The following is a 20418-nucleotide window of genomic DNA, read 5'->3' as shown; positions in this document are numbered from 1 at the left end:
TGTTGTCTCCTTCGTCTCGAAGCCTTGTCGATCCGCCAGCGCCGCGCTCAGCGCAGCTCCTTGGACACGCGCAGCGCGTTGCGGATGTTCGCCTTGCGCACGCCGGCGGCGAGCGTCATCGCGATCGCGAGCGACAGCGCGTGCGCATGCCCGTCGCCGAAGTCGGCCTGCTCGGCCATCGCGTCAGTCTCCGCGTCGCGCTGAGCCAGATGCGTGTTCGCGTCGAGCGTGCAGCCGTACTGCTCGGCCACATGCGCGATCATCTCGTCGACGTGGGCGCCGGCGTCGTCGCAGCCGAGCACGTCGACGCCGACCGATTCGAGCGCGCCGGCGGCGACGGTGCGGCTGTTGAGCGCGATGATGATCGCGGCGGCGCCGTCCTCGACGCACACCGAGAGGACGCGCTGCATCGCGAAGGCGTCGACCGGATAGCTCAGCTCGAGGAAACGTTCGAGCGACTGCGAGTCGCCCTCGCACACGGTACCGACCGGGTTGCCGAGCATGTGCAGGAACTGCGCGAGCACGTCGACGTCCTCGCGCACATGGTCGACGTCGCTTCCGGCGATCGCGAAGACGGCGATCGACTCGGCCGGGCGCCCGGCAATCGAGGCGGCGAGCTCGCCGATCCGGCGCGGCGACGGGTCGGCGAACAGCACCGGCACCTGCGGGTCGTCGACCGCGTTGCGCATCGACGTCGGCAGCATGACGGCGTAGGCGCCACGGCGCACGGCGAGCGCGATCCGGCCCCTGTCGACGCGCGCGCCGGGCATGTACAGCGCGCCCGGCGTGACCGAGTCCACGTCGTTGGCGAGCGAGGTGACGGTCACGTCGCGTGCGAAGCCCGGCACAAGCTCGCAGCCGTAGCGGTCCTCGAGCATGCCGAGCGTCAGGCGCTGGGATGTCGTTTCGTTGATTGCGCTCATCGTTGTCTCCTCTCCGTGTGCTTCCTCCGCCTGCGGCTCACCACTCCACCGGGATGGCGTCCGTGCGCGGCTGGGAGTTCGGCACCTCGTACTTCTGCATCAGGAACTTGCCGATCTCGGCGAAGACCGGTCCGGCGGTCAGGCCGCCGTACGCGCCTTCCGGGTCCTTGAGGATGACGGTGATGACGAAGCGCGGGTCATCGGCCGGGATGATGCCCGAATAGTCGCTGATCAGCGACGAGAGCTTGCCGTCGGCGCCGGCGACCTCGGCGGTGCCGGACTTCGAGGCGACCCGGTAGCCGTCGACGCCCGCGAATCCCTGCGACGCGTAGTGTTCGGAGACCGATTCCATCGCGTTGAGCACCTGCTTGGAGACCGATTCGTCGATGACGCGAGTCGAGTCGCCGGTCTCGCTTTCGCGCGTCTTGCCGTCGGCGTCGATGACCGCCTTGATGATCGACTGCGGCTTCCTGACGCCGCCGTTCGCGATGACGCTCACCGCGTTCGTCAGTTGCAGCGCGTTGACCGTGTAGCCCTGGCCGAACAGCACGGTGTTGCGCGTGCGGCCGTCCCACTGCGAGGCCTGCGCGAGCAGCCCCTGCGATTCGCCCGGCAGCCCCAGGCCGGTCGGCTGCCCGATGCCGAATCTGCGCAGATAGTCGTAGCGCTTGTCGTCGCTGAAGTTCTCGGAGGCGAGGATCGTGCCGATGTTCGACGACTGTTCGAGGATGCCCGCCATCGTCCAGCGTTCGTCGCCGTGCTCGAAGGAGTCCTTGTACTGCTGTCCGTCGAGCGTGAGCGTCGAGGGCACCGTGAACTTGTCGCCCATCGTGTGCAGCCCCTCCTGGATGAGGCCGGACATCGTGAACACCTTGCCGATCGAGCCGGGCTCGAAGGTCTCGTTGACCGCACGCGCCACGTTGAGCTTCGCGTCGTCGCTGCCGGCCTCGATGTCGTCGGTGTCGGCGAGCGCGACGATCTGCCCGTTGCGCACGTTCTGCACGACGGCGATGCCCCAGCCGGCCTTGTATTTCTCCTGGCTCTGCTTGAGGATCTGCTCGACGCGCCACTGCACGTCGCGGTCGATCGTCAACTGCACGTCGGCGCCGTTGACGGCGGCCTTCGATTCGGTCATCGTGCCGGGGATCTGCTCGCCGCCGTTGCCCTGCTGGTAGATCTCGTAGCCGTCGGTGCCGGTGAGCGCCTCATCCTCGAGCTGCTCGACGCCGGCGACGCCCTTGCCCTCGTCGTCGACGCCGCCGAGGAAGACGCCGAGCAGCGACCCGTTCGAGTAGACGCGCTCGTTGCTCAGCTCGCCGTAGACGATGCCGCCCAGATGCAGCGCGCTGATCTTGCGCTTGACCTCGGGCGTCACGTCCTTCTTGAGCACCGCGTACTGGCCGGTGCCAGCGAGCTTGCCGCCGATCTCGGCGGCGCTCATGTCGAGCAGCGGCGCGAGCAGCTGCGCGACGGCGGCCACGCCGGTCGTCTCGAGCGGCTTGCCGTCGAGCTGCTGGCAGTAGTCCTGGGTGCGCGGCGTGCAGTCGAGCGGCGTGAAGTCCTGCGCGGCCTGCGGGTTGCCGACAATCGTGTAGCGTTCGACGCTCTGGGCGAGCACGACGCCGTTGGTGTCCATGATCCGGCCGCGTTTGGCGCTGAGCGTGACCTGCACGGTGCGGGCCTGCGCGGCCGCCTGTGCGGTGCGCGCGCCTTCGACGAGCTGGAGCACGCCGAGCTGCACGAGGCACGCCGAGGCGAGCAGCGCGAGCACGACGCCGAGCACGAGGGCGCTGCGCATCGGCTTGGCGAGCGCCCTGAACGAACGGATGGGATGCATCATGGCTTAGTGGGTGCCTTCCTGTGACGGGGTGTATCCGTTGAGGTCGATCGACAGCGAACCTTCGGCGGGGACCATCTTCATCTTCTGCGCGCGCTCGGGCAGCGTGGCCTCGAGCTGCGAAAGCTTCGTCTGGTCCTCCTCGACGTCCTGCTGGAGCATCGTGATGTGCTGCTCGATCGTGGCGGCCTCGAAAGAGTTCGAGCTCATCTGCGTGCGCAGCAGCAGCGCGCCGAGCAGGCACACGCCGAGGAACAGCACGGCGACGACGATGTGCACGGCCGGCGAACGCCGCGTGCGCGTCCAGTCGAGCAGCCGCTCCATGCCGCGGCCGACCTTCGACGACGAGGCGCGGCGGTTCTCGATGACGTGCAGCTGCGGGCGCTTCTGGACATGGCCGACGGCCGGCTCCTGGCCCTGGCGTCCGGCCGGCGCCGCCGACGAACGTGATGAACGCATTGACGATCCCATGATCAGCTCCTCGCCTTCGCGCGCCGGCCCTGGCCGTGGCGTCCGCGCGCGCCGCGGCCGACACGGTCCGCGCGTCCGCCGGCGTCGCCGCGCGCCTGTTCGGCGAAGCGGCGGCGCCAGCGTTCGGGCAGCGGCCGGATCAGCTCGACGCCGCGCAGGCGCACCGAGGCCGCGCGAGGATTGCGCGCGCGCTCCTCGGCGTCGGCCATGACGGCGCCCTTCGTGACGGGCGCGAAGAACGGCTGCATGTCGTCGGGGATGACCGGCATGCCGGCGGGGACGTCGGCGTGCAGTCCCTGGTTCATGAAGGTCTTGACGGAACGGTCTTCGAGTGAATGGTACGACTCGACGACGAGGCGTCCGCCCACGGCGAGGCGGTTCGCGATCTGCGGCAGCGTGCGCGCGAGCTTGTCGAGCTCGCCGTTGACCTCGATGCGCAGCGCCTGGAAGACGCGTTTGGCCGGGTTGCCGCTCGCGCGGTGCGCCTGCGGGATCACCTCGTCGACGAGCGCGTTGAGCTGCGCCGAGGTCTCGAGCGGCCCGCGGGCGCGTTCGGCGACGACGCGGCGCGCGATCTGTCGGGCGAAGCGCTCCTCGCCGTATTCCTTGAAGATATGGGCCAATGCGCGCTCGTCGTAGGTCGCGAGCACGTCGCGCGCCGTCAGCGGCTGCGCGACGTCCATGCGCATGTCGAGCGGCGCGTCATGGGAATAGGAGAAGCCGCGCTCACACTCGTCGATCTGCAGGCTCGACAGCCCGAGGTCCATGAACACGGCGTCCACATGTTCGAGCCCGTTGCCCGCGATCACCTCGTCGAAGGCGTCGAAGGCGGCGTGCACCGGCGTGAACCGGCCGGCCATCCCCTCGGAGGCGATGCGCGCGGTCGCCATCTCGAGCGCCTCGGCGTCACGGTCGATGCCGATGAGCCGGGCCTCGGGGTTCGCCTTGAGGAACGCGACCGCATGCCCGGCCAGTCCGAGCGTGCAGTCGACGACGACCGAGCCGGGGGCGGCGAGCGCCGGCGAGACGAGCTCGACGCAGTCGCGCAGCAGCACCGGCTGGTGGATGTGTGCGTAATCGGTCAAATCGGTCATCAGAACTCCATGTCCGGGAGCACGTCGTCGCTGATGTCGGCGTATCCCTGTTCGTTCCGCGCGAGATAGTCTTCCCACGCGTCGGCGTTCCAGATCTCGGCGCGTGTGCCGACGCCGATGACGACGATGCGCTCGCCCAGGCCGGCGTAGTCGCGCAGCATCGTCGGCACGCTGATGCGGCCCTGGCGGTCGATCAGCGTGTCGACGGCGCCGGACAGGAAGATGCGCAGGTACTGGCGCGCGGCGCGGTCGCCCATCGACGTGCGCTGGATGCGGGCGGCGATGCGGCGGAACTCCCGGCGTGGCAGGACGGTGACGCAGCGTTCCTGGCCTCGCGCGAGCACCATGCCCTCCCCCAGCTGCGTACGCATTTTCGCTGGCAACGCGACCCTTCCTTTGGCATCGATCTTCGGCGTGTAGGTTCCAAGCAGCAGCGGCGCGTCGTCGAGCGGCCCGCAGGCCGCGTCGTCCGGTGTGTCGGCCGTCGCATGCGTGGGGTGCGCGTCGGTGTGATCCGTCATCGCCCACCTCCGCACGCTCTCGACCTGACTCCGACCACTTGCTTGCTCAGACCACCACTCTACCCCACTGTTCACCTAAAATCCCCACCGCGCGGCTAAACACGCCGTGAGCGTGACCCGTCGGCCCGTTTCATGTACGAAATCCGCACATCGCGTCCGTCGGCGCGACGCTGTTGAACGCGTTTGCTACACTTGTACGGCTTAACTTTCACCGAGGGGACGCACAAGAGCATGTCACAGTATTCATCGCAGCTGCAAGAGGAACAGGGAGCCGTCGACCGCGCCTACGGGCGTCTCGACGATCTGCGCGCGCAGGTGCGCAAACGCCTGAGCGACGTGCGCGCGGCCGGATCGCATGGCTCGCCGACGCAGCGCACCGAACGCGACTCCTTCGCGACGATGTACGAGGACCGCCTCGCGCAGCTGCGCGCCGTCGAGGACCGCCTCGTCTTCGGACGGCTCGACGACACGGCCGGACGACGCCGCTACATCGGGCGCATCGGCCTGTCCGACGCCGAGCACGAGCCGATCCTCACCGACTGGCGCGCCGAGGCGGCCCGGCCGTTCTACGAGGCGACGCCGTCGCATCACGGTGACATCGTCATGCGCCGCCACATCACGCTGCACTTCCGCGACGTCGCCGGCATCGAGGACGAGGTGCTCGACGTGCGCTCCGAGCACGTCAACGCCGCCTCCGAACGCGGCACGCTCACCGGCGAGGGTGCGCTGCTGGCCTCGCTCGGCTCGCGGCGCACCGGCAAGATGACCGACATCGTCGCAACGATTCAGGCCGAACAGGACCGCATCATCCGCGCCGACATGCGCGGCGCGCTCGTCGTGCAGGGCGGTCCGGGCACCGGCAAGACGGCGGTCGCGCTGCACCGCGCCGCCTATCTGCTGTACACGCACCGCCGTCGCCTCGAACGGTCGGGCGTGCTCGTCGTCGGCCCGAGCGAGGACTTCCTGCACTACATCGACCAGGTGCTGCCGTCGCTTGGCGAGACCGGTGTCGTCAGCCGCACGATCGGCGTCCTCGTCCCCGGCGTCGTCGCCGCGCGCGAGGACGAGCCCCATGTCGCGAAGCTCAAGGGCGAGCGCCGCATGGCGCAGATGGTCGCGAACGCCGTCGCCGCGCGCGAGCGCGTGCCCTCGAAGCTGCCGACGATCAACGTCAACGGCGTCAGCGTGCCGATGCGCGCCGCCGACATCGAACAGGCGATCGCCGACGCCCGCCGCACGCGCCAGCCGCATAACAAGGCGCGCGAGACCTTCGTCGCGTCGATGCTCGGGATGATGCGCACGCGCGTCGTCGAGCAGCTCGACTACACGCCCGACGCCTCCGAGCTCGCCGACATCCTCGCGCAGCTGCGCATGAACGACCGCCTGCGCGTCACGCTCAACCTCGCATGGCTGCCGATGGACGGCGCGTGGATGCTCGACCAGATGTTCTCGAAGCCGGCGCAGCTCCGCCGCTTCGCGCCGTGGCTCACCGACGAGCAGGTGCGGATGCTCACGCGCGAGCCCGGAGCGCCGCTGACGCGCTCGGACATCCCGCTGCTCGACGAGGCGCTCGAGCTGCTCGGCCCGGATCCGCACGAGGCGGCCCGGCGCGCCGCCCGCGACGCCCGGCGCGCCGAGGAGGAGCAGTACGCGCGCGACACGCTCGCGCAGGCCGGGATCGGATCGGGCATCGTCACCTCGAGGATGCTCGCCGACGAGATGAGCGCCGACGACGTCGAACTCGTCGCGACGCGCGCGGCCGCCGACCGCGAATGGACCTACGGGCACATCGTCGTCGACGAGGCGCAGGAGCTCACGCCGATGGACTGGCGCATGCTGATGCGCCGGTGCCCGTCGCGCTCGTTCACGATCGTCGGCGACGTCGCCCAGACCTCGGCGCTCGGCGGCACGCGCGACTGGGCGAAGTCGATGAACGCGCTCTTCGGCCCGGGCAACTGGGACCTCAAGGAACTGACGATCAACTACCGCAACCCGCGCGAGGTCTCCGACCTCGCCGCCGCCTTCGCGCAAGGCGAAGGCCTGTACATCTCGACGGTCAAGGCGATCCGCTCGGTGCCCGACGCCGTCGAACATGTCCGGCTGGACGACCGACCGGCGCTCTACCGCGCCGTCGGCGAACGGGCGCGCGCGCTCGCCGACGAGTTCGTCGACGACGGCGGCAACGGCCGCGTCGCCGTCATCGTCCCCGACGAGATCGCCGACGCCGTGCATGCCGCCGTCGCCGACGCCCTGGCCGGGCGGCCCGGCCTCGTCGATGACGAGGTCGTCGTATGCGGCGCGCAGGCGGTCAAGGGACTCGAATACGACGCGGTCGTCGTCGTCGAACCCGGCGCCATCGGGCAGGAGGCGCCCGATCACGTCAGCGCGGCCGCCGATCTGTACGTAGCGCTGACGCGCCCGACGCAGCGTCTGCTTATACTACGGACAAACGATGATGAAACGCTGCTCAACCTCTAAGGTGGACTCCATGCCGAAAGCACTGTTACTGGAAAACATCCATCCGCTCGCCGCGCAGGCCCTGCGCGACCATGGCTTCGAAGTCGAGACGATGAAGGGCGCCCTCGCCGAGGACGAGCTCATCGAGGCGCTCGACGGCGTCGACCTGCTCGGCATCCGGTCCAAGACGACGGTGACGCGGCGCGTGCTCGACGCGCGGCCGACGCTCACGGCCATCGGATGCTTCTGCATCGGCACGAACCAGGTCGATCTGGCCGCCGCGGCGAAGGCCGGCGTCGCCGTGTTCAACGCGCCGTATTCGAACACGCGTTCCGTCGTCGAGCTCGTCATCTGCGACATCATCTGCCTGATGCGCCGCATCCCCGCGCACACGCACCATATGAAGCACGGCCTGTGGGACAAGTCCGCCGCCGGCTCGCACGAGGTGCGCGGCAAGACGCTCGGCATCATCGGCTACGGCAACATCGGATCGCAGCTGTCGGTGCTCGCCGAGGCGCTCGGCATGCACGTGCTGTTCTACGACATCGAGGAGAAGCTCGCCCTCGGCAACGCCGAACGCTGCGAGACGCTCGACGAACTGCTCGAACGCTCGGACGCCGTCACGATCCATGTGGACGGCAGGAAGTCGAACGTCGGCTTCTTCGGCGAGGACCAGTTCGCGCACATGAAGCAGGACGCGATCTTCATCAACTGCTCACGCGGCTTCGTCGTCGACCTCGACGCGCTCAAGCGCCATCTCGACTGCGGCCATCTGTCCGGCGCGGCGATCGACGTGTTCCGGACCGAGCCGAAGAAGAGCGGCGACGAGTTCCATACGGTGCTCGCCGACGAGGACAACATGATCCTCACGCCGCACATCGGCGGCTCGACGCTCGAGGCGCAGGAATCGATCGGCCAGTTCGTCTCCCAGCGTCTCGAAGACTACTGGACGAAGGCGTCGACGATGCTGTCGGTCAACCTGCCGCAGATCACGACCGGCCCATGCAAGGGCGCGGTGCGCATCGCGCACCTGCATGACAACCTGCCGGGCATCCTCGCCGCCGTCAACCGCGTGCTCGGCGAGCAGGACATCAACATCTCGGCGCAGGCGCTCGGCACCGAAGGCGAGATCGGCTACGTCGTCACCGACGTCGCGACGGTCCCCGACGAGCGCACGCTCGACGCGCTCGCCGCGATCCCGGGCACGATCCGCATGCGCGTCCTCGAGCACTGACGGCGCCGCGCACAGGGGCATACAGAAAGGGGGCCGCATCCCGGTACGGGATGCGGCCCCCTCGTCATCGGCGCACCTTCACTCCGCTTCGCGCAGGTCGTCGATCGCGCGCTGGAAGTCGTTGAGGTCCTCGAAGTTCTGGTAGACGCTCGCGAAGCGCAGGTACGCCACCTCGTCGAGTTCGCGCAGCGGCTTGAGGATCGCCTTGCCGACCTGCTCGGACGGCACTTCGGCGATGCCCTGCGCGCGCAGGCTCTCCTCGACCTTCTGGCCGAGCTGCTTGAGGTCATCCTCGTTGATCGGCCGTCCCTGGCACGCCTTGCGCACGCCGGAGACGACCTTGTTGCGGTCGAACTGCTCGACGTTGCCCGAGCGTTTCCTCACGAGCAGCGTCGCCGTCTCGACGGTGCTGAAGCGGCGAGCGCATTTGGGGCATTCGCGCCGGCGGCGGATCGAGTGACCGTCGTCGCTGATGCGCGTGTCGATCACCTTGGTATCGGGGTTCTGGCAGAAAGGACAATACATATCTGCAACAATAGCGGCAAGCGCGCCCTTTATAACCGACCGCGCGCCGTGCGCGGCCGCCGCTATGGCCGCCATCGTCACACGCCCATCGGCAGGACGAGGTGCTGGCCGGGGCTGAGCTCGGCCGTGCCCAGATCGTTCATCGCCATCAGTTCGGCCACGCCCTGCTGCTCGTTCGCATAGCCGCACCAACGCGCGATCGACCACAGCGTGTCGCCGGAGCGCACCGTGTAGTGGACGACCGCGTCGGCGGCGACACCGGCCGCCGCCCGCCCGGCGGACGCAGCGGGGGCGCGGCCGCCGGACCATGCGCCGCTGCCCCACAGGGCGAGGAAGGTCGCGCACGCCAACAGCACGACGGCGAGCATGCGCATATGGCGCGCGCACCAGCCGCGGACCGGCGCCGCGACGGCGCGTTCCCCGCTGCGAAGCCGCGTGCACGGCGCCGCGGCGGCCATCGGCACGTCGATGACCGCACGACCGCCATGCGTCTCGGATCCGACCGTCATCCGACGCATTCCCCGAGTCTCCATACGAGCCACCTTTCGAACATCTGTTCTCTTCGATGGCATCGATGTTCACACAGATGTTCGATTCCGTCAAGCCTGATTCGAACATCTGTTTGATTTCCTCGGCGTTTCGCGGTATCGTGGCTACCAACGAAAGGACATGCCATGCACAGCACCGAACCACAGCGCGAGCAGCCGGGCAACGCCGGCCCGCAGGAGCCCCTCACCGAGCGCCAACGGCGCGTGTACGACGCGATCCGCGATCTGATCTCGCGCCAGGGATTCGCCCCGTCGCTGCGCGAGATCGGCCAGTCCGCCGGTCTCAGGAGCACGTCGTCGGTCCAGCATCAGCTGCAGGCGCTCGAGCTCAAGGGATACATCCGCCGTGACGCGAACAAGGGGCGCGCGATCGAAATCACCGGGCCGCAGAACGTGCCGGTCGCCTTCGGCGAGGGCATGCAGGCGACGGGCGACGCCTACACTGCCTCGCAGGACGTGCCGCTCGTCGGCGTGATCGCCGCCGGAGCGCCGATCACGGCGGAGCAGCATGTCGAGGACGTCATGCGACTGCCGGTGCGGCTCACCGGCACCGGCAACCTGTTCATGCTCGAGGTGCACGGCGATTCGATGATCGACGCCGCGATCTGCGACGGCGACTTCGTCGTCGTGCGCGAGCAGCAGAACGCCGAGAACGGCGACATCGTCGCCGCGTTGCTCGGCGACGAGGCGACCGTCAAGACCTTCCGTCAGGAGCATGGCCACATCTGGCTCATCCCCCACAATCCGAACTATTCGCCGATCGACGGCACGCACGCCCAGATCATGGGCAAGGTCGTCACCGTGCTGCGCAGGCTGTGAGCCGCGCCACTCACGAATGGATGCGCGACGCGCTTTCGCTCGTATAGCCCTCCGGTTCGAGCTGGAAGGTCGTGTGCGGGATCGAGACCGGGAAATGCTCGCGCAGGCAGTCCTGCATCCGGCGCAGCACCTCTCCGGCCTGTTCCATCGTCATGCCGCGATCGACGACGACATGCGCGGTGAGGATCGGCATGCCGGTCGCGACGACGCTCGCATGCAGGTCGTGCACGGCGATCACATGCGGCACCTGCTGCAGATGCTCACGCACCTTGTCCAGATCGAGGCCCTCGGGCGTCTCCTCGAGCAGCACGCGCATCGCGTCGCGTACGAGGATGAAGGCGCGCGGGATCATCAGCAGCGCGATGAACGCGCCGGCGATCGCGTCGAACCCGTCCCATCCCGTCGTCATCATGACGACGGCCGAGACGATGACGGCCACCGAACCGAGCGCATCGTTGCATACCTCGAGGAACGCGGCGCGCATGTTCATGTTGTCGCCCGCCTGCGCGCGCAGCACAAGGATCGAGCCGACGTTCGCGGCCAGACCGAGGACGCCGAAGAACAGCAGCAGCCGCACGTCGTGGATCGTATCCGGCTCGGCGCCGAACAGGCGCATCCCGGCCTCGATGAGCGCGTACAGGCCGACGAACAGCAGCAGCGCGCCGCCGCCGGCGGCCGTGATGACCTCGAGGCGCGCCCATCCCCACGTGCGCGCGTTGCTCGGCCGGCGCCGCATCAGATACGCGGTGAGCGTCGACGCGGCGAGCACCGAGACGTCCGTCATCATATGGCCGGCGTCGACGAGCAGCGCGAGCGAGCCGGTGACGACGGCGCCGACGACCTCGGCCACGAAGATCGTGCCGGTCAGGACGAGCGTCGTCGTCAGCCTGCCGGCGTGGTCCATCCCGCCGCCCACCGTATGCGTATGCGAATGCGCCATGCCATCTCCCTGTCCGCGACCTCACCTTCGCGCGGCGTGCCGGAACCGCCTTGCGGCTTCCGTCCCCGTCGCTGCTGCACATCCTAGGACGCGCGCCCCGGCACGGCAACCGTCCGGGGCGCAGGCGGCGCGTCGCCGCCCCCCCGGAAGACGGCAAGGGCCGGGTGGCCGATCGATCGGTCACCCGGCCCTTGGAACATGCCGGTCGCGCGAATCAGAAGCCGAACTGCGCGGCGGTCTCCTTGAGCGTCTCGGCGGAGCGCTTGAGCTCGGCGAGCTCATGCTCGGACACCGGCGTGTTGATGCGGGAGTTCACGCCGTTGCGGTTGAGCAGCGTCGGCACCGACATGCACACGTCCGAGATGCCGTGGAAGTCGTTGAGCAGCGAGGACACCGGCAGGATGCGGTTCGAGTCCTTGAGGATGGCCTCGATGATGTCGACGCCGGACATCGCGATCGCGTAGTTCGTCGCGCCCTTGCCGTTGATGATCTTGTACGCGGCGTTCTTGACCTCCTGGTGGATCTGCTCGCGCATCGCCGCGTCGAGCGGGGCGTGGCCCGGCAGCGGCTGCCAATCGCACATCGGGACGCCGCCGATCGTGGCGGAGGCCCACAGCGGGACTTCGGAATCGCCGTGCTCGCCGGCGATGTAGGCGTGGACGTTCTTGACGTTGACGCCGGTCTGCTGCGCGATCAGGAAGCGCAGACGCGCGGAGTCGAGGTTAGTGCCCGAGCCGAAGATCTGGTTCGACGGCAGGCCCGAGAGCTTCATCGACACATGGGTGACGACGTCGACCGGGTTCGTGATGAGCATGTAGATCGCGTTCGGGGCGACCTTGACCATGTTCGGGATGATCGACTTCATGATGTTGATCGTCGCGCCGGCCAGGTCGAGGCGCGACTGGCCCGGCTTCTGGCGTGCGCCGGCGGTGATGACGACCATGTCGGCGTCGCGGCAGATCTCCGGGTCATCGGATCCGTCGATCGAGACGGTCGGGAAGAAGCTCGAACCGTGCTGCATGTCGAGCACCTCGGCCTCGACGCGTTCCTTCGCGATGTCCTCGAGGACGATTTCACGGGCGACGCCGCGCTCGGCGGCGGCGAAGGCGAGCGTGGAACCGACGGCGCCGGCGCCGACGATGGCGAGCTTTGTGGGCTTAATGGGTGAATCCACCATGATAACCTCTCAATAATCACCGAAGATCCGCTTGTGGCGGATGCGTATTTCATTCGCTGCTCACTGTAGCAGACGTCCCCCTTGTTCACGGTTCGAAAAACGGCGCCATCGGCGCCCCGCCGCCGTCTCCCGTCCCCGTGTTGACAGCGCTGTCAGCAACTTGCGCGCTGGACGGAATGCGCGTCAGGCGCCCCGGCCGCGCGAACGTGCGCAGCCGGGGCGCTTTGCGTGTCGTCAGCCCCCGTCGACGGCCTGTTCCATCACCTGCGCGGCGAGGCGCTCGTCGACGTCCGCCTGCAGCATGACGCCATCGCCGCGGTATTCGACCGATCCGACGTCGCCGTATTCGCGGATCCTCGACAGCAGCGAGCCGGCCGTGTACGGCAGCAGCGCCTCGACGTGCACGTTCGGCTTAGGCAGCATCCCCTCGACGTGCGCACGCAGCCCGTCGACGCCCTCGCCGCTCGCCGACGAGACGAGGAACGCGTCCGGCGCGAGCCGGTGCAGCCGTTCGCGCGTCACGTCGTCGATGAGGTCGGTCTTGTTGAACACGGTGACGACCGGCAGCCGCTCGACGCCGTCGATCGTGCGCAGCACCTCGTTGACGGCGTCGATCTGCCCGAAGGGGTCGGGATGCGACGCGTCGACGACGTGGACGACGAGGTCGGCGTCGGCGATCTCCTCGAGCGTCGACTTGAAGGCCTCGACGAGCTGCGTCGGCAGCCGGCGCACGAAGCCGACCGTGTCGACGTACGCGTACAGGCGGCCGTCCTTCGCGCGCGCACGGCGCACGGCCGTGTCCAGCGTCGCGAACAGCGCGTTCTCGACGAGCTCGTCTGAGCCGGTGAGCCGGTTCGTCAGCGACGACTTGCCGGCGTTCGTGTAGCCGACGACGGCGATCGTCGGCAGCCCGTACTTGCGCCGTGAGCCGCGCTTGACCTCGCGTGACGGCGCCATCTGCGCGATCTGGTGGCGCAGATGCGCGATCCTGGTGCGGATGACGCGGCGGTCGAGCTCGATCTTCGTCTCGCCCGGGCCGCGCGAGCCGATGCCGCCGTCGGCGCCGGCGGCGCGTCCGCCGGCCTGACGCGACAGCGCCGCGCCCCAGCCGCGCAGACGCGGCAGCATGTACTGCAGCTGAGCGAGCTCGACCTGCGCCTTGCCTTCGCGCGACGTCGCATGCTGCGCGAAGATGTCGAGGATGACGGCCGTCCTGTCGACGACCTTGACCTTCGTCGCGTCCTCGAGCGCGCGCCGCTGGCTTGGAGGCAGGTCGTCGTCGACGATGATCGTGTCGGCCTCGTTGACCGCGACGATGTCCGCGATCTGCTTGGCCTTGCCGGCGCCCACGTAGGTGGCCGGATCGGGCCGCGAGCGCTGCTGCAGCACGGCGTCGCACACGACGGCGCCGGCCGTCTGCGCGAGCGCCGCGAGCTCGCGCATCGACTCCTCGGCCTCGCGCTGCGAACCGGTGCGCGCCGACCAGACGCCGACGAGCACGACGCGTTCGAGGCGCACCTTGCGGTATTCGACTTCGGTGACGTCCTCGAGCTCGCCGAGGCCGATGACGTGCTTGAGTTCGTTGCGCGATTCCCTTTCGCGCCAGATTTCGCTTTCGGCGCCGTCCATGTGCCCGTCATCGAGCAGCACGTCGGACTGGTCGGCGAGCACGCCGCGGCGTCCCTGCGCCCCGAAGGGGGCCGTCGCTTCGTCGTCGAAGGTGTTCAATGTGGTCAAATACTACCTCGTCCTTGCTTGGAAAACTTACTGAGCCCTGATTATCATCGGATAAGCAGACATGCCAGTATACAGCAGAGCGAGGCGGAGCACCATGGCGCACATCGAATCCCCACAGGCGAACGAACAGTATTTCTCGGCCTCCCCCTCGTCGAAGGACGTGCGCCATGCGATGCGGGTGACGCTGCGAGGCCATGAGGCGCAGGTCGAGACGTCGAACGGCGTCTTCTCAGCGCATCGCGTCGATCTGGGCACGTCGGTGCTGCTGCGTCACGCGCCGCAGCCCCCCGAGCGCGGCGACTTCCTCGACCTCGGCTGCGGATGGGGCGCGATCAGCCTCGCGCTCGCGCTCGAGTCCCCCCGGGCCGAGGTCTACGCGGTCGACGTCAACGAACGCGCGATCGAGCTGACCGAACGCAACGCCGGGATCAACGGCTGCGCGAACATCCACGCCGGCACGGCCGACGACGTCCCCGACGGCCTCGAGTTCGAGCTCATCTGGTCGAATCCGCCGATCCGCATCGGCAAGGAGGAGCTGCACACGCTGCTGATGACGTGGCTGCCGCGGCTCGCGCCGGACGGCCATGCCTATCTCGTCGTGCAGCGCAACCTCGGCTCCGATTCGCTGATGCGCTGGCTCGCCGACGCGCTCGGCGACGCCTACACGGTCGGCAAGTACGCCAGCTCGAAGGGCTACCGCGTCATCGAGGTCCACCGCCTGCCCTGACGGGGCACGGGTCCCGCGCTGCATGCGGGGCATCGCGGCAGGCCGCCGGCATATGCCCTTCCCCCCCCCCCCCCCGCCCATGCCGGCGCATCGACGTCACATATCATCCATCAAGCACATCGGCACCACGCAGACATCGGTGCCACGGAAAGCACAACGCATAGCATCATATGAAATTCTCATATCCAGAAGAACTGCCGGTCAGCGGCGCGCGCGACGCGATCGCCGAGGCCGTGCGCCACGCGCAGGTCGTCATCGTCTCCGGCCAGACCGGATCGGGCAAGACGACGCAGCTGCCGAAGATCCTGCTCGAACTCGGCCGTGGCGCACATGGCCGTCAGATCGTGCACACGCAACCGCGGCGTCTCGCCGCGCGCACCGTCGCCGAACGCATCGCGGGCGAACTCGGCGTGCATCTGGGCGACGAGGTCGGCTACCAGGTGCGGTTCACCGACGAGTCGTCGCCGAAGACGCGGCTGCGCGTCGTCACCGACGGCATCCTGCTCGCGCAGATCCAACGCGACCCCAAGCTCACGCGCTACGACACGATCGTCATCGACGAGGCGCACGAGCGCACGCTCAACATCGACTTCCTGCTCGGCTATCTGACGGCGCTGCTGCCCCAGCGCCCCGACCTCAAGCTCGTCATCACGTCGGCGACGATCGATTCGGTCAAGTTCCAGAAGCATTTCGAGGACGCGCTCAAGCAGCCTGTGCCGGTCATCGAGGTCTCCGGACGCACCTATCCGGTCACGATCTGCTACGAGCCGCTCGGCGGCGCTCCGTCGCTGATGAGCCACGTGCCCGGCTTCGCCGACGTCCATGCGGACGCAGCCGGCGGCGAACGCGATGCAGACGGCGACATGCCGACCGCCGTCGCGCGCGCCTGCGTCGAGCTCGTGACGATTTCGGCGCATGACCGCGGTCCGCGCGACATCCTCGTCTTCGCGGCCGGCGAGCGCGACATCCGCGACTACGAGCAGGCGATTCGCCATGCCTTCGGCCCGCGCTGCGCCGACATGCGCCGTCCGGACGCGATCGAGATCATGCCGCTGTTCGCGCGCCTGAGCGCGAAGGACCAGCACCGCGTCTTCGAATCGCACAGCCGTCAGCGCATCGTCATCGCGACGAACGTCGCCGAGACCTCGCTGACGGTGCCGGGCATCCGCTACATCGTCGATCCGGGTCTGGCGCGCATCTCGCGCTATTCGAAGAGCGCGAAGGTGCAGCGGCTGCCTATCGAGCCGATCTCGCAGGCGAGCGCCGACCAGCGTTCGGGCCGCTGCGGCCGCATCGCCGACGGCATCGCGATCCGCCTGTATTCGGCCGAGGACTACGAAAGCCGTCCGCGCTTCACCGAACCGGAGATCCTGCGCACGTCGCTCGGCGCCGTCGTGCTGCACATGCTCTCGGTCGGCGTCGCGCACACGGCGCGCGACATCACCGACTTCGGCTTCATCGACCCGCCGGACATGAAATCGGTCTCCGACGGCATCAACGAACTGACCGAGCTGCAGGCGATCTCGCGCACGCGCGGCGACATCCGCCTGACGCACACCGGACGCCAGCTCGCACGTATCCCGATCGACGTGCGTCTGGGACGCATGCTCATCGAGGCGGCGCGTTCGACGACGCCGAACACGCTCGCCGCGCTCATCGTCGTCGTCGCGTTCCTCAGTCTGCAGGATCCGCGCGAACGCCCCGAGGAGGCGCGCGACGAGGCCGACCGCATCCACAACCGCTACGCCGATCCGACGAGCGACTTCCTGACGGCGCTCAACATCTGGGACCGGACGTTCGGCGCCGACGGCGAACGCAGCGGCAACGCGCTGCGCCGCCTGTGCAAAAACGAGTTCCTCCATTATCTGCGCATGCGCCAGTGGCGCGACCTCGTCACGCAGCTGCGCGAGCTGTGCCGCGAGCTCAGGTTCAAGGTCGGCGAACCGATTCCGGTCTCCCGTCCCGACGAGGCGGTGCGCGCGCTGCCGATTAACCAGCAGGCCGCGCATGCGCTGTGCTGCTCGTGGGACGCGCAGGGCATCCACACGTCGATGCTCGCGGGCCTGCTGTCGATGATCGGCATGCAGGTCGTGCGCGAACCGAAGGCCTCCGACTACGCGAACCTCAAGGGCGCCGCGCGCGCACGCGCGCTCAAGCGCGCCCAGAAGACGGCGAAGAACGACTATCAGGGCGCACGCGGCACGCATTTCGCGCTGTTCCCGGCGTCGGCCGTCGCCAAGTCGACGCCGCCGTGGGTCATGAGCACCGAACTCGTCGAGACGAGCCGGCTGTGGGCGCGCTACAGCGCGCAGATCGATCCGGCGTGGGCGGAGCCGCTCGCCAAGGGTCTCACGCGCACGACCTACGCGCAGCCGCACTGGTCGGCGTCACGCGGCAGCGCCGTCGCCGAGGCGAAGGTGCTGCTCTACGGCCTGCCGATCGTGCAGGGCCGTCAGGTGCAGTGGGGCCGCATCAATCCGCTCGAGGCGCGCGACTTCCTGATCCGCCAGGGCCTCGTCGAAGGCGAGATCCAGCAGCGTTTCGCCTTCGACGGCTTCGTCGAGCGCAACCGCCAGATCGTCGCCGACGCGCAGGACGACGCCAGCCGCACGCGCCAGATCGCGCTGAGCCTCAACGACGAGGACCTCTTCGACTTCTACAACGCACTGATTCCGCAGGACGTGACGAGCGTCGCCGATCTGGGCAAATGGTGGAAGACGGAGCATGAGACCCAGCCGCATCTGCTCGACTTCGACCCGTCGAAGGTCGAGCGGCTGCTCGACGCCGAATCCTACGACCCGGGCGACTTCCCCGACCATTGGGTCACCGTCGGATCCGACGGCCGCGCGATCGAGCTGCGGCTGAGCTACGTCTACGACACGAACGACGAGGCCGACGGCGTCAGCGTCCACATCCCGATGACCGCGCTGTCGCGCGTCACTCCGGAGGAGTTCAGCTGGAACGTGCCCGGCCTGCGCCGCGAGCTCATCGTCGCGCTGATCAAGGCGCTGCCGAAGACCCTGCGCGTGCAGTTCGTGCCCGCCCCGGACACGGCTGCGAAGATCGACGAGTGGATCGGCGCGCACTTCCCCGAACAGCCCGGCTCCGGCACACGCGAGCATCCGGCCGAGGCGCCCGACGGCAATTGGCCCGACTTCCTCCATGTGTTCACGAAGGCCGCGATCAGCGTCGTCGGCGCGCAGATCCATCCCGAGGTCCTCGACGGGCTCACCACGAAGCTGCCGCCGTACCTGCGCATGACCTTCGTCATCGAGCAGCCGATGCCCCGCCCCAAGCACGGGCGCCGGCGCGAACGGGTCATGCCGAAGGTCGTCGCGAGCGGCAGATCGCTCGCCGAGCTGCAGCGCCGCTTCGCCGCCGAAGCGCAGGTCTCGGCACGTCAGGTCGTCAAGCGTCAGGCGCAGCAGGCCGCCGACGCCGGCGCGATCGTCAGGCAGGCGGACCTGCTGCGCAACGCCGGTGCGACGACGCGCTCGCGCGAGCAGATGCTCTGGGACGGCGCGCTCGACCGTCTGCGGCTGCCGGCCGAACGCATCTCGTCGCGCTGGCTCGGCGCCGAGGCGCTGCGTCTGGCCGCGGCGCCATACGACGACACGAAGCAGCTCGTCGAGGATCTGCAGCGCGCCGCAGTCAAACGGCTGCTGCCGGACATCGGCGCGCTCACGGACGACGCCGCGCTCGCGCAGGCCGTCGCCGGCGTCGAACAGGTCTACGAGGACGCCGTCTACGCCGTCGCCAAGGACGTCGTCGCGATCCTCGAACAGTACGCGAAGGTCGACAAGGCGGTGAGCGGGCCGGCGGATCTGCCGATGCTGTCGGTGCTCCAGTCGATCCGCGAGCACGTCGCGACGCTCGTCAACCCCGGGTTCATCGGACGCACGCCGCCACTCGCGCTGCCCCGGATCGGCGTCTATCTGCGCGCCGACCTGATGCGGCTCGACAAGGCGAAGGCCGACAAGAACCGCGACGTGCGATGGGCGTGGCAGGCCGACGAGGCGAAGCGGCTCGTCGACGACGCGGCGGCCAAGGCGGACGCGATGCCCGCAGGAGCGGCGCGTGACGAGGCGAGGGCGAAGGCGACGCGCGCACGGTGGCTGCTCGAGGAGTTCTACGTCTCGCTGTGGGCGCAGGAACTCGGCACGAACCAGCCGGTGAGCATGCAGCGCATCGCGAAGGCGCTGCGCTGAGCGTCGGCGGAAAGGAAGAAGATGGCAGCATCGAAGGGCACACCGAAGCGCGGTCCGCGCAAGCCGCGGCGCACCGGCCCCGCGCAGCCGACGCCGAAATCGGCACGACCGGCGGCGCAGCGCAGGACGAAACCGGCGAAACCGGGTAAGTCGGCGCCGAAGGCCGCCAACGACGCGGTGGCGAAACCGACGACGGTGAAGTCGACATCGGCGAAATCGACGGCGAAGCGGACGTCGCGAGGCGGCACCTTCGCGGCGCGCATCGCCGACCGCCGTCGGCGGTCGCGCGCACGACGCTCCTTCGCGACGCTCGCCGCGCGCTGGAGGGGCGGATCGGGCGTCGAACGCGCGACGATGGCGACCTTCGGCGCGCTCGCCGCGGTCGTCGCGATCGCGCTCGTCGTCGCCATCGGCAACATCATCACCGACCGCGTCGAACTCTCCGAGGCGAAGGCACGGCAGGTCGAACTCACCGAGACCTATGGCTTCAATCCCGGCGACATCATCTCGGACGACCAGTTCTTCGACGGCGACGCTATGGACGAGGCGCAGGTGCAGGCCTTCCTCGACGAGCAGGGCGCCGCATGCACGAAGGACTCGTGCCTGCGCGCGCGACGCTTCAGCGTCGAGCGGCGCGCCGCTAACGACTACTGCAGCGAATATCCTGGCGCGCAGGACGGGCAGTCGGCGGCCGCGATCATCACGGCGGCCGCGAAGGCCTGCAATGTCTCGCCGAAGGTGCTGCTCACGATGCTGCAGAAGGAGCAGCAGCTCGTCACCGCGACGAATCCGAAGGAGTTCCAGTTCAAGTCGGCGATGGGCCTGAGCTGCCCCGACGACGACCACTGCGACCCCGAATACGCCGGCTTCTTCAGGCAGGTCTTCGGCTCCGCGGAACGCTACCAGTACTACGTGCACCACGAGGACCGCTACGACTTCCACGCCGGACGTCTCAACTTCGTCCGCTTCAGTCCGGACGTCTCATGCGGCGGCGCGAACGTGTACATCGAGAACAAGGCGACGGCGCTGCTGTACATCTACACGCCCTACCAGCCGAACGACGCGGCGCTCGCCGCCGGCGCCGGCGAAGGCGACGCCTGCTCAACCTACGGCAACCGCAACTTCTCGATCATCTACTCCGACTGGTTCGGCGACCCGAGGGCGGCATAGCAAAGCGGCGGTCCGTGCCTGTGCAGAGCC

The 20418-nt window shown here is 68.7% G+C and carries 16 protein-coding genes; 6 read left to right on the top strand and 10 right to left on the bottom strand.

Going from position 1 to position 20418, the window contains the following annotated elements:
- Positions 1–47: 47 nt before the first annotated feature.
- Genes D2E22_RS05980 through mraZ form a run of 5 tightly spaced genes read right to left on the bottom strand, consistent with a single transcriptional unit; the run spans position 48 to position 4846 of the window.
- Positions 48–923 carry a UDP-N-acetylmuramyl peptide synthase gene (locus D2E22_RS05980; RefSeq protein WP_126032196.1) on the bottom strand — a complete coding sequence of 292 codons (876 nt, stop codon included), beginning with the start codon at positions 921–923 and terminating at the stop codon, positions 48–50.
- Between the two features lie 37 nt (positions 924–960).
- Positions 961–2760 (bottom strand): peptidoglycan D,D-transpeptidase FtsI family protein, encoded by a 1800-nt coding sequence (locus D2E22_RS05975; protein ID WP_126032297.1) that lies wholly within the window; start codon positions 2758–2760, stop codon positions 961–963.
- Between the two features lie 6 nt (positions 2761–2766).
- Positions 2767–3231, bottom strand: a complete 465-nt coding sequence (gene ftsL, locus D2E22_RS05970; protein ID WP_126032195.1) for a cell division protein FtsL — start codon at positions 3229–3231, stop codon at positions 2767–2769.
- 2 nt (positions 3232–3233) lie between these two features.
- On the bottom strand, positions 3234–4316 hold the full coding sequence (gene rsmH / locus D2E22_RS05965) for a 16S rRNA (cytosine(1402)-N(4))-methyltransferase RsmH (RefSeq protein WP_126032296.1): 1083 nt from the start codon (positions 4314–4316) through the stop codon (positions 3234–3236).
- 8 nt (positions 4317–4324) lie between these two features.
- A complete protein-coding gene (gene mraZ / locus D2E22_RS05960) occupies positions 4325–4846 on the bottom strand; it encodes a division/cell wall cluster transcriptional repressor MraZ (protein WP_126032194.1) in 522 nt (173 codons plus the stop codon).
- Positions 4847–5077: 231 nt separating this feature from the next.
- Here mraZ and D2E22_RS05955 point away from each other — a divergent pair, with 231 nt between their 5' ends.
- Together D2E22_RS05955 and serA are read left to right on the top strand one after the other, a co-directional pair.
- The gene (locus D2E22_RS05955; protein WP_126032193.1) at positions 5078–7324 is read left to right on the top strand and encodes a HelD family protein; all 2247 of its coding nucleotides are present in this window, start codon (positions 5078–5080) and stop codon (positions 7322–7324) included.
- Between the two features lie 10 nt (positions 7325–7334).
- The gene (serA, locus tag D2E22_RS05950; RefSeq protein WP_126032192.1) at positions 7335–8537 is read left to right on the top strand and encodes a phosphoglycerate dehydrogenase; all 1203 of its coding nucleotides are present in this window, start codon (positions 7335–7337) and stop codon (positions 8535–8537) included.
- 78 nt (positions 8538–8615) lie between these two features.
- Here serA and nrdR read toward each other — a convergent pair whose 3' ends face one another.
- Positions 8616–9062: a transcriptional regulator NrdR gene (nrdR, locus tag D2E22_RS05945; protein WP_126032191.1), complete on the bottom strand. Its 447-nt coding sequence runs from the start codon at positions 9060–9062 to the stop codon at positions 8616–8618.
- A gap of 77 nt (positions 9063–9139) precedes the next feature.
- Positions 9140–9571 carry a LysM peptidoglycan-binding domain-containing protein gene (locus D2E22_RS05940; protein WP_126032190.1) on the bottom strand — a complete coding sequence of 144 codons (432 nt, stop codon included), beginning with the start codon at positions 9569–9571 and terminating at the stop codon, positions 9140–9142.
- Positions 9572–9736: 165 nt separating this feature from the next.
- On the opposite strand from D2E22_RS05940, the gene lexA reads away from it, so the two are divergent.
- Positions 9737–10429, top strand: coding sequence for a transcriptional repressor LexA (lexA, locus tag D2E22_RS05935; protein ID WP_126032189.1), 693 nt, complete (start codon positions 9737–9739; stop codon positions 10427–10429).
- 10 nt (positions 10430–10439) lie between these two features.
- Here lexA and D2E22_RS05930 read toward each other — a convergent pair whose 3' ends face one another.
- The 3 genes from D2E22_RS05930 to hflX form a co-directional block, all read right to left on the bottom strand.
- Positions 10440–11369 (bottom strand): cation diffusion facilitator family transporter, encoded by a 930-nt coding sequence (locus D2E22_RS05930; RefSeq protein ID WP_126032188.1) that lies wholly within the window; start codon positions 11367–11369, stop codon positions 10440–10442.
- A gap of 214 nt (positions 11370–11583) precedes the next feature.
- The gene (locus tag D2E22_RS05925) at positions 11584–12546 is read right to left on the bottom strand and encodes an L-lactate dehydrogenase (RefSeq protein WP_126032187.1); all 963 of its coding nucleotides are present in this window, start codon (positions 12544–12546) and stop codon (positions 11584–11586) included.
- A gap of 234 nt (positions 12547–12780) precedes the next feature.
- Positions 12781–14175 carry a GTPase HflX gene (gene hflX / locus D2E22_RS05920; protein WP_126032295.1) on the bottom strand — a complete coding sequence of 465 codons (1395 nt, stop codon included), beginning with the start codon at positions 14173–14175 and terminating at the stop codon, positions 12781–12783.
- A gap of 202 nt (positions 14176–14377) precedes the next feature.
- Between hflX and D2E22_RS05915 the strand changes: the two genes are divergently transcribed.
- The 3 genes from D2E22_RS05915 to D2E22_RS05905 all read left to right on the top strand — a co-directional run bounded on the left by D2E22_RS05915 (position 14378) and on the right by D2E22_RS05905 (position 20388).
- Positions 14378–15010 (top strand): class I SAM-dependent methyltransferase, encoded by a 633-nt coding sequence (locus D2E22_RS05915; RefSeq protein ID WP_126032186.1) that lies wholly within the window; start codon positions 14378–14380, stop codon positions 15008–15010.
- A gap of 170 nt (positions 15011–15180) precedes the next feature.
- Complete coding sequence (gene hrpA / locus D2E22_RS05910) at positions 15181–19218, top strand: ATP-dependent RNA helicase HrpA (protein ID WP_126032185.1); 4038 nt, start codon at positions 15181–15183, stop codon at positions 19216–19218.
- A 21-nt stretch (positions 19219–19239) separates the two neighbouring features.
- Complete coding sequence (locus tag D2E22_RS05905; RefSeq protein WP_420897243.1) at positions 19240–20388, top strand: hemagglutinin; 1149 nt, start codon at positions 19240–19242, stop codon at positions 20386–20388.
- The last annotated feature ends 30 nt before the right edge of the window (positions 20389–20418 follow it).

The organism is Bifidobacterium castoris (assembly GCF_003952025.1).
GTDB classification, from domain to species: Bacteria; Actinomycetota; Actinomycetes; order Actinomycetales; family Bifidobacteriaceae; genus Bifidobacterium; species Bifidobacterium castoris.
The sequence above is the reverse complement of the archived record's forward strand: the minus strand, read 5'-3'. Positions and strand labels throughout refer to the sequence as shown.